Annotated in this window: 4 protein-coding genes; 3 read left to right on the top strand and 1 reads right to left on the bottom strand. The window is 53.5% G+C overall.

Going from position 1 to position 8,957, the window contains the following annotated elements; all coding sequences use genetic code 11:
- Positions 1–4,096, bottom strand: a 4,096-nt coding sequence (locus tag C7964_RS14720) for a chemotaxis protein CheB (RefSeq protein WP_146214873.1), incomplete at its 3' end; no start/stop codon positions are given.
- Positions 4,097–4,417: 321 nt separating this feature from the next.
- On the opposite strand from C7964_RS14720, the gene C7964_RS14715 reads away from it, so the two are divergent.
- The 3 genes from C7964_RS14715 (at position 4,418) to C7964_RS14705 (ending at position 8,903) form a co-directional block, all read left to right on the top strand.
- The gene (locus tag C7964_RS14715; protein WP_286163974.1) at positions 4,418–5,341 is read left to right on the top strand and encodes a DUF5765 domain-containing protein; all 924 of its coding nucleotides are present in this window, start codon (positions 4,418–4,420) and stop codon (positions 5,339–5,341) included.
- 326 nt (positions 5,342–5,667) lie between these two features.
- Complete coding sequence (gene groL / locus C7964_RS14710) at positions 5,668–7,290, top strand: chaperonin GroEL (protein ID WP_110280422.1); 1,623 nt, start codon at positions 5,668–5,670, stop codon at positions 7,288–7,290.
- 50 nt (positions 7,291–7,340) lie between these two features.
- The gene (locus C7964_RS14705; RefSeq protein WP_110280421.1) at positions 7,341–8,903 is read left to right on the top strand and encodes a bifunctional aminoglycoside phosphotransferase/ATP-binding protein; all 1,563 of its coding nucleotides are present in this window, start codon (positions 7,341–7,343) and stop codon (positions 8,901–8,903) included.
- Positions 8,904–8,957 lie beyond the last annotated feature (54 nt).

Raw genomic sequence — 8,957 nt, 5'->3', positions numbered from 1 at the left:
AGGACCCGTCTGGTTGAACCCAGAAAACGAAACCAGCGCCCCTGAAATCAGAGACGCCGCATGAAATCGGCGGACAACTTGTTTGACAAACACCGATCTCGCTCTCGATGGCGACATGTCCGCCTGACTGTTTGGCGAAACCGTAAACCATACTTAGCCCAAGACCCGATCCTGCTCTGGGTCCTTTTGTTGTAAAGAACGGGTCAAACAAGTGCGACTTAATCTCTGGACCAATGCCGACGCCAGTGTCTGACACGGACATGCAGACATAGTCGCCCGGCCTTACATCGACCTGCGTGGCAGCATAATCGGCATCAAGCGTTAGGTTGCGTGTTGCAATCGTCAGTGTGCCTCCGTCGGGCATCGCGTCGCGTGCGTTGATTGCCAAATTGAGAAGGACACTCTCGATCTGACCAGGATCTGCCAACGTCGCATTAAGGTCCTCTGCGAGTCTGGCCTCAACCTCGATCTGTTCACCAATCGTACGTCTGAGGATCGGAAGCATCATTTTGACGAGGCTATTCAAGTCGACACTTTCCGGTGCAAGGGACTGGCTTCTCGAAAAAGACAGCAGTTTGTCGGTGAGTGCAGCTCCAAGATTTGAAGCTTCCAGAGCTTCACTGATGAGTTCCCGCAACCTGATGTCGTCGGTGCGCCCCTCCAGCAGTTCAAGATTTCCAATTATAACAGTCAGTAGGTTGTTGAAGTCATGTGCCAGGCCACCGGTCAGGTGTCCGATAGCCTCCATTTTCTGGGTGCGCTGCAATTCGACCTGTCGCTTCTTGTCCATCGTCATATCGAGCATGATACCCAGAAAATGGCGCGCTCCTTGGAGTTCGAGTTCCGACACTGTCAAGCGTACTGGTACGCGGCTCTTGTCCTTGCGCGCTGCATCCATTTCGCGGCCAACACCGATGATCTTCTTTTCGCCGGTTTTAATATAATGCTCCAGATAGCCATCATGTCTGCTGCGGTCTGGTTCGGGCATCAGTATATTCACGTTTTCGCCGATCACTTCGTTAGCAGCGTATCCTAAGATTTGTTCGGCACCCGGGCTAAAGGTCCCGATGATCCCATGCTCATCAATGGTGATGATTGCCTCGGGAACGGCGTCCAAGATGGCGCTCAGACGTGCCTCGCGGTCTGCGACTGCCCGCATTGTTTTCTTCTGCTCGGTGACATCCTCCAAGGCTAAAAGGACAAGCTGCTGTTCTTTCCAGTGGTCTTCAAGCCTGCGCGCGTTCAGCACCATGTCGCGTTGACCTCGGCGGCCTGACTGCAACGTCAGTTCAAAAGCTTCCACCGTTGTTTCGTTTAGCAGCAAGGCCTCCAATAATGCGCGAAGTTCGGGAACGTCCCATTGCGCGTTCTGAATTGAAAAGAGGTTCTTTCCGGCCAGCTCTGACTTCGGGGTCTCGAAAACACTGTGAAATGAATTGCTCGCTGAAATAATCTCAAAATTGCCGTCGAGCACGATTAAGGGCTCGCGCACTGTATTGACGATGTTCTCGGCAAACTTGCGGGCTTCACTGGTTTTTTCCTGCAACGCCTTGAGGTCGGAGATTTCCGCATAGGTAATCACGATGCCGTCTATCTTGCCGCTTTGGGTTCTGTAAGGCAGAATGCGGCGGATGAACCACCGTCCACTATCGCTTTCGACTTCGCATTCCATCGAGACAAGCGTTTCAAGCACGGCTTCCGCATCTTTCAGCAGGTCGGGGTCTTTGACTTTGCCGGTGATGTCGCTGAACGGTCGCCCAACATCTTTGTTGATCAGGTTGAACAGCTCCCGCGTGGCCGGCGTGAAGCGCATGATTTTGAATTCGGTGTCCAGAAACAAGGTCGCGATACCTGAACTGGACAACAGGTTGTTAAGGTCGTCCGATAACCGGCGCTCATCATCGATCTTTTGCTGAAGCTGGGTGTTGAGAGTTGTCAGCTCTTCGTTCAGTGACTGCAGCTCTTCTTTCGAGGTCTCAAGTTCTTCGTTTGTCGATTGGAACTCCTCGTTCATCGACATGGCTTCTTCGTTGACGGCCTTCAGCTCCTCGGTCGAACGCTCGTAGTCGCTGATTGTATTACGCAAATCGGCGCGCGTCGTTTCCAGTTCCCGCTCAAGCTGTCGAAATGCGTCATCGTCAGGGGCGTTCACCACCAAGTTGGCGGGTGCTGCAGGTTCGTCCTTGAATGTAACCAGAAACAATTTGGTTTGGTCCAGCGTGACGGGGTGGGCCTGAATGGTCACACCAACCTTTTCGCCACCTCGCGAAATAACGCCTGTTTCTTTTGCCTCTGCTTCACCTTGTCGTGCTGCGCGAATAACGCTGCTGAGCCGCGCACGAAGCCCCTGGCGTGCCATGGCCAAAAGATCACGGCTCGTTTCGCCGGAAGGCACACGAAGGTAGTGATCCGTCGGGCCTTCGAAATAGAGAGCTTCTGCTTGGGCATTTATAAGGACGGCCGCAGGGGCATATTTTTCAATCAGAACCGTCTGGCTCAGCTCGGCCAATTTGTTGGCGGGCGCTCGCAATTGGCTGGGCGTCGGGGTGATACTGCTGTTTGAAAACGGGCGGTGCGCGATCGGGAAATCGAACGCTCGACCAATCGCATTGCCGACGCGTTTATAAATACGGTACTTCTTTGAAACTGGCTGAAACAGCGCCTCATGATTTCCTGTCGTCTCGGACATACCCAGAAACAATGTACCACCTTCATTGAGCGCGAAGTGGAACATGCGAATAACCCGTTCCTGCGCTTCCGCGGATAGATAGATCATCAGATTTCGGCACGAAATCAGATCCAACTTGGAAAACGGCGCATCAGCCAAGACATTCTGATTGGCAAAAACCACTGTGTCACGCAGTTCCGGTGTCACGCGATAGCTATGGTCTTCCTTGATGAAAAAACGCTTCAATCTGGAAGTTGAGACGCTCTCTGCAATGGAATCTGGATACACGCCAGCGCGGGCAATCTGTAGCGCGCGTTCATCGACATCGGATGCAAATATCTGTAGTTTCACATCTTTTCGCAGTGTCGAGATTTTTTCGATCATCAACATCGCCATCGAGTAGGCTTCCTCGCCCGTGGCACAGCCCGGCACCCAGATACGTATCGGACGGTTCGCATCATGTGTTCTAACCATGCCTTCAAGCATCGTCTGTTCCAGGTGGTCATAGGCATCCTTATCTCGGAAAAAGGATGTCACGCTGATCAGCAGATCGGCACAGAGGTTCTGTGCCTCTTCGTTGGAGTCTTTCAAAAGCGCGAGGTAATCGCTCGAATCCTCCATATGTCGCAATGCCATGCGCCGCTCAATCCGGCGCAACAACGTCCCATCCTTGTAGAGATTGAAATTGATCGGCGAATGCGACTTGAGAACGGCAATAATCTGTTCGAGCGAGCCCTTGGCATTTTCGCCCAATACTTTCTTGGGATGGCCGCTCTGAATGAATGGATGGCGAAGGTATCTGATGATAATCTCGGGCATTTTTGCGATTGGCACGACATGGTCTACCGCTCCGGTTGCAATTGCACTGCGCGGCATCCCGTCATGGGCGGCCTCGGTCGGTTCCTGTACCAGGACGATGCCACTTTGTTCCTTGATCTCGCGAATGGCGGCCGCCCCGTCGCTGCCGGTTCCCGACAGGATAACCGCCACTGCGTTTTGACCAAGATCGCCAGCCAAAGACCGAAAGAACTTGTCAATCGGCAGGCGTGTGCCGCGACGGTCAGTTGGCTCTGACAGTTGTAGCAGACCGTTTTTGATCGTCATGTATTTGCGTGGAGGAATAATATAAACATGATCGGGCTGAACGGGCGTTTTGTCTTCCGCCAGTACAACAGGCATGATCGTATGCTGCGCCAATAGATCGGCCATCATGCTTTTATGGTCGGGGTCAACGTGATGGACCAAGACAAAGGCCGCACCAGTGTCGGGCGGGACTTCATCAAGAAACGTGCTATAGGCTTGCAGACCACCTGCCGATGCACCGAGGCCGACAACAGGAACAGATGTTTCAGACTTGGGTTGCGTCGTATCTGAGCCCAAAGATGCGTTCGTGCGTGATGCTATTAGTTTTGTCGTTTTTCGTGCCATCTTAACCCGGATTTCTGCCCAAAGCCTTTTGGTCCGGTCTTGCGACAAGACTTGGCTGATGGCGTCAGAGTAAGCGCAATATCGAAGAACCAATGATAGCGCCCGTTTCTATGTTATTAAGAAAAACCGGTGTAAGTCCATTGATGAAAATCAATTGCGTGCTCCGTCAGCAGGGCGCAACCAACGCCTCTCATGGCAACGATCAATGCCTTTCGTTCACTGCAGTCGGACCAAGCAAACAAGTGCAGAAAATGCGATGAAGTGATGAACGGAATGGGCGTTCTATTTGTGCAAACTCCCAAAAAGAGTGTTTGTTCCTGAGTGTCCCTCAACACCAAAAGACTTTTAAAAATCGGTTATGCGTGTTGTCGCGTCATTCTACGACATGCTTCCAACAAGGTGACCAAGACACAAATCCCGATTGATAATGATCAATCAGACATGCAGCGCGACTGTTATGCGGGTGCACGTTGGAGAATTGCTATGTGTTGGAACGTCGAAGCCTCAGCAGCCATGGTCGTATTGGGGGTTACGGCTTCGGTGGTTACCTATCGACGTGGTGATGTGCCAGCGATCTGGATCACGCTTGGTTTCTTTACCATAATGGAGGCGCTGCAGTTCTGGGGGTATCTGGTTCTGGACCAATGCGGCACTTCGGCCAACAGGACAGTGACCTTGGCATCCTACCTCCATATCGCTGTGCAGCCGTTCTTCATCAATGCCTTCGCGATTGAACTTGTCCCTTCACCACTGAAGCGCAGGATCCGTCAATGGGTCTATGGTGCTTGTGCGGTTTCGACAGCCGTGATGCTGATTCAAATCCTGCCATTGCAATCGCTGGGACAATGCCTGCCCGGTAGCGCGCTGTGTGCAGAAGAATGGTGTACAGTTGCAGGCAACTGGCACATTGCGTGGAATGTTCCCTACAATGGATTGCTAGTACCGATAGAACGCCTATTCGGCGTCCATACCGGATTTCCAACCTACATGTTGTCGGTGTTCGTTTTGCCCCTAATGTACGGGGCTTGGCGTTTTGTGATCGCGCATCTTCTGGCGGGGCCGATATTGGCAAACGCACTGACAACAAACCCCAACGAGATGCCAGCTATTTGGTGCTTGTTTTCGATCATCATCCTGCTCATCGGCTTGAGCCCGGCGATCAGGAAAAAGGTTTCAGCACAGACTTGGTGGGGTTGGCCTATTGCGGACAACATCCGGACAACAGCAGGCAAAACGAGGCTTTGATCTGAGCCGCAAGACCATCATGTCTGTCATGCGGTCAAGCTTGGGAGAGAACGGAGTGCGCGAATTGTGCGACACCACGCATTGACGCTCCTGTCGCCTTTTTGGAGCGCGCAAGACATGGCATGGCCAGAAAAAGTGACGCTTCGGCAAGGCGTGAAGACTGTTGAGTGCGTTAAAGTGGACGTCACGCTGCGGATATTACAGCCGTTATGCGTGACACTCTTTGATGTCGTTTCTGTTCTGAATACGGTTCCGGATTGATCAACGTCAATCGGGCAATGGCCTGGGGGGCTATCCTATTTAGAGAGAATTAGGGTAGGTTGGTTATGGCACATAAGAACATACTTTTTCATTCAGCCGCGCGTGAAAAGCTGTTGCGCGGAACCACGGCACTGGCCAATGCTGTGCGGGTTACGCTTGGGCCAAAATCGAAATCTGTATTAATCCAGAAGAAATTTGGTCTGCCCATTGTCTGCAACGATGGTGTCACTATCGCCAAAGAGATCAGTCTCGCAGACCCGGAAGAGGATCTTGGCGCGCAGATGCTGCGTCAGGCGGCGGAAAAAACGGGCGAAGCAGTAGGAGATGGCACCAGTACCTCGACGATCCTCGCCCATGCTATCTTTTCGGACGGGGTACGCAATGTCGTGGCAGGGGCCAGCGGCATTGATATCAAACGCGGTCTTGATCGCGGCTTGCAGATTGCACGCGACCACCTGCAGTCAATGTCTGCACCGGTGCGCACCAGCAAGGAAAAGGAACAGGTCGCGACAATTTCGGCACATAATGACCCTGAGATCGGTAGGATGGTTGCAGATGCTGTTGCGAGGGTGGGGGATGAGGGCGTAATCACTGTTGAGGACTCGAAGACGACCGAAACCAGTCTTGAAACCGTCGAAGGTATGCAATTCGACCGTGGGTTTATATCGCCCTATTTCGTGACCGATCCCGAAAGGATGGAGGCGGCGCTGGAAGACCCTTATGTCTTTCTATGTGACCGCAAGATCAGCAGCATGAAAGAATTTCTGCCGCTTCTTGAACAAGTGCTTAAGACCGGCAAGCCTTTGTTTATTGTTGCAGAAGACATTGATGCAGATGCGCTGGCAACTCTTGTTGTGAACCAGTTGCGCGGCACTCTGCGGTGCCTTGCCGTGAAGGCCCCAGGGTTTGGTGATCGCCGTAAGGCGAACCTGGAAGATATCGCGGTTCTGACAAGCGCGCAGGTTATCTCCGAGACCGTGGGTATGACACTTGAAAGTGTCACACTTGAACATCTAGGGCACGCCGAACGGGTTAAATCGGATCGTGAAACGACAACGATAATTGGCGGTGCAGGCGCTAAACCCGCGATCAAGGCGCGTGTTCACCAGATTAAGGCGCAGATCGAGAATACGACCAGCGATTATGACAAAGAGAAACTTCAGGAACGTTTGGCGAAACTGTTGGGCGGGGTTGCCGTCATTCGTGTGGGCGCGCCATCAGAGGCCGAAATCGCAAGCCAGAAAGAAGCACTGGACGACGCAATCAATGCAACCAAAGCCGCCGTGGAAGAGGGTGTCGTGCCCGGTGGCGGCCTGGCGTTGTTGCGATGTACAAAGTCTCTTGAGGCAGCAGAGGCCGATGCACAGGGCGATGAAAAGACCGGGTTGGAGATCTTGCGCCGTGCGCTGAGTGCACCAACGCGTCAGATCGCTGAGAACTCAGCGGTTGATGGCGGGGTCGTGGTGGCGCGTATGCTGGAAAGCAAGGGGGCGATCGGCTTTGATGCCGCGACGAATGACTATGTTGATCTTTTGAAAGCAGGTATCATTGATCCCACCAAAGTTATCCGCGTAGCGCTTGAAAATGCAGTGTCCGTTGCAGGTACATTGCTTTTGACCGAGGCCACGATGACCGACATCCCGGAGCCCGAAAAGCCTGCGCCGCAGGAGCCTGCATTGGGGTTCTGAAGATGCAGTCAGAAACAGATGCTGAGGCAGATAAGCGAGGCTAGATTGCTATGACAACCATGCCGGCAAATCAGGATAAGGCGATCGCTTTTCTCAAGACGCATGCGTCAAGTGGTGCGTCTGTTGTCGATAAAGTCGTTCAGACACATGCGGCACTTGTCTTTTTGCATGAAACCGAAGCCTTGAAGATCAAGCGGGCGGTCAAATACGATTACCTCGATTATTCTACACTTGGGCAACGTCATGAGATGCTTCAGCGCGAAGTGGATCTCAATAGCCATGCCGCGCCCGGTCTTTATCATGATGTCGTTCCCCTCACGCGTGCTCCGGATGGGGCGATGGTGCTTGGTGGAGATGGTCGTGTTGTTGAATGGGTGCTGCGCATGACCCGGTTTCCAGCCGAAGCAGAGCTTTCCGTCCTGGCAGCGCGTGGATTGATTGATCGGCAGTTGGCCGAAAACCTTGGACAGTCAATCGCGACTTACCATCGTAATGCGGCAACGCGGACAGAGAATAGCCGAGTCCTGGTCCGCGAGATTATCGAAGAACTCCGGCGCGAGATGGGCGGAATGACTGTCCAGCTAGGCGCGACATTGGTCCACGATTATCTTGATGCGACGGAACGGGAACTCCGCCGCGTAGAGGGCCTGTTGGAAGGCCGCTCAAAGGCGGGTTGGGTGCGACGCTGTCACGGTGATCTGCATCTGCGTAACATCGTAATGTGGCGTGATGTGCCGACACCATTTGACGCGCTGGAATTTGATGAACGGTTTGGCACTTGCGATGTACTCTACGATCTGGCGTTTTTGTTAATGGACTTGTCGCATCATCAATTGGATGCGGCGGCCAATCAGGTGCTGAATGCGTACCTGTTCCATAGCGAAACCGATGATCACTATGCCGGTCTGGCGGCCCTTCCTATTTATTTAGCGGTTCGTGCGGGCATTCGCGCGATGGTTGACGTGCAAACTTCTGCCGTCCATGAAGCCCCCCACGCATTGATTGCAGAGGCTAGAATATTACTGCGGCAAGGACTGTCTTTCCTCAAGCCCGTCGCCCCACTAATGATAGGAATAGGCGGGCTGTCGGGTAGCGGTAAAACGACCATCGCGACACAGATTGCACCCCTGATCGGCGCATTCCCCGGTGCGGTACATCTGCGCAGCGATCTGGAACGCAAGGCCTACTTCAAGGTATCTCCTTTTGAGAGACTACCGGCGGAGGCCTATCAGCCCGAAGTCAGCGACACGATTTACCGGGTCATGCGATCCAAGGCGAAGCTGGCTTTGGCAGCAGGAGAGGCGGTTATCCTTGATGCGGTGCATGCTACGGCTGACGAACGCCGGTTGTCGGAAGAGATCGCCAAGGATTCGGGGTGCCGGTTCGCGGGCATTTGGCTGGATGCGTGTACTGCGCTGCGCGTGGCCCGCGTGGGTGGCCGGGTGCAAGATGTCTCGGACGCGGACGCGCAGGTCGCGGTGCAGCAAAACGACCTGCCGATCGGGGATATCGGCTGGCATCGGCTGGACGCAGCGCAAACGCTGTCTGATTTGATGGCGCAGATCAGCGAGCACTTGCCCGCATCGGCATACCGTCGTCAGTCGACTAAGTGACAACGCCATCAAACAAAACGCAATGACCCGTAGATAAAGGACGTGGGCAATCTG

This window comes from Loktanella sp. PT4BL (assembly GCF_003201935.1).
Taxonomy (GTDB): Bacteria; Pseudomonadota; Alphaproteobacteria; order Rhodobacterales; family Rhodobacteraceae; genus Yoonia.
The sequence above is the reverse complement of the archived record's forward strand: the minus strand, read 5'-3'. Positions and strand labels throughout refer to the sequence as shown.

Coding starts and splice junctions, on each gene's coding strand:
- groL (WP_110280422.1), top strand. CDS start 5,668: ATGGCACATAAGAACATACTTTTTCATTCAGCCGCGCGTGAAAAGCTG.
- C7964_RS14705 (WP_110280421.1), top strand. CDS start 7,341: ATGACAACCATGCCGGCAAATCAGGATAAGGCGATCGCTTTTCTCAAG.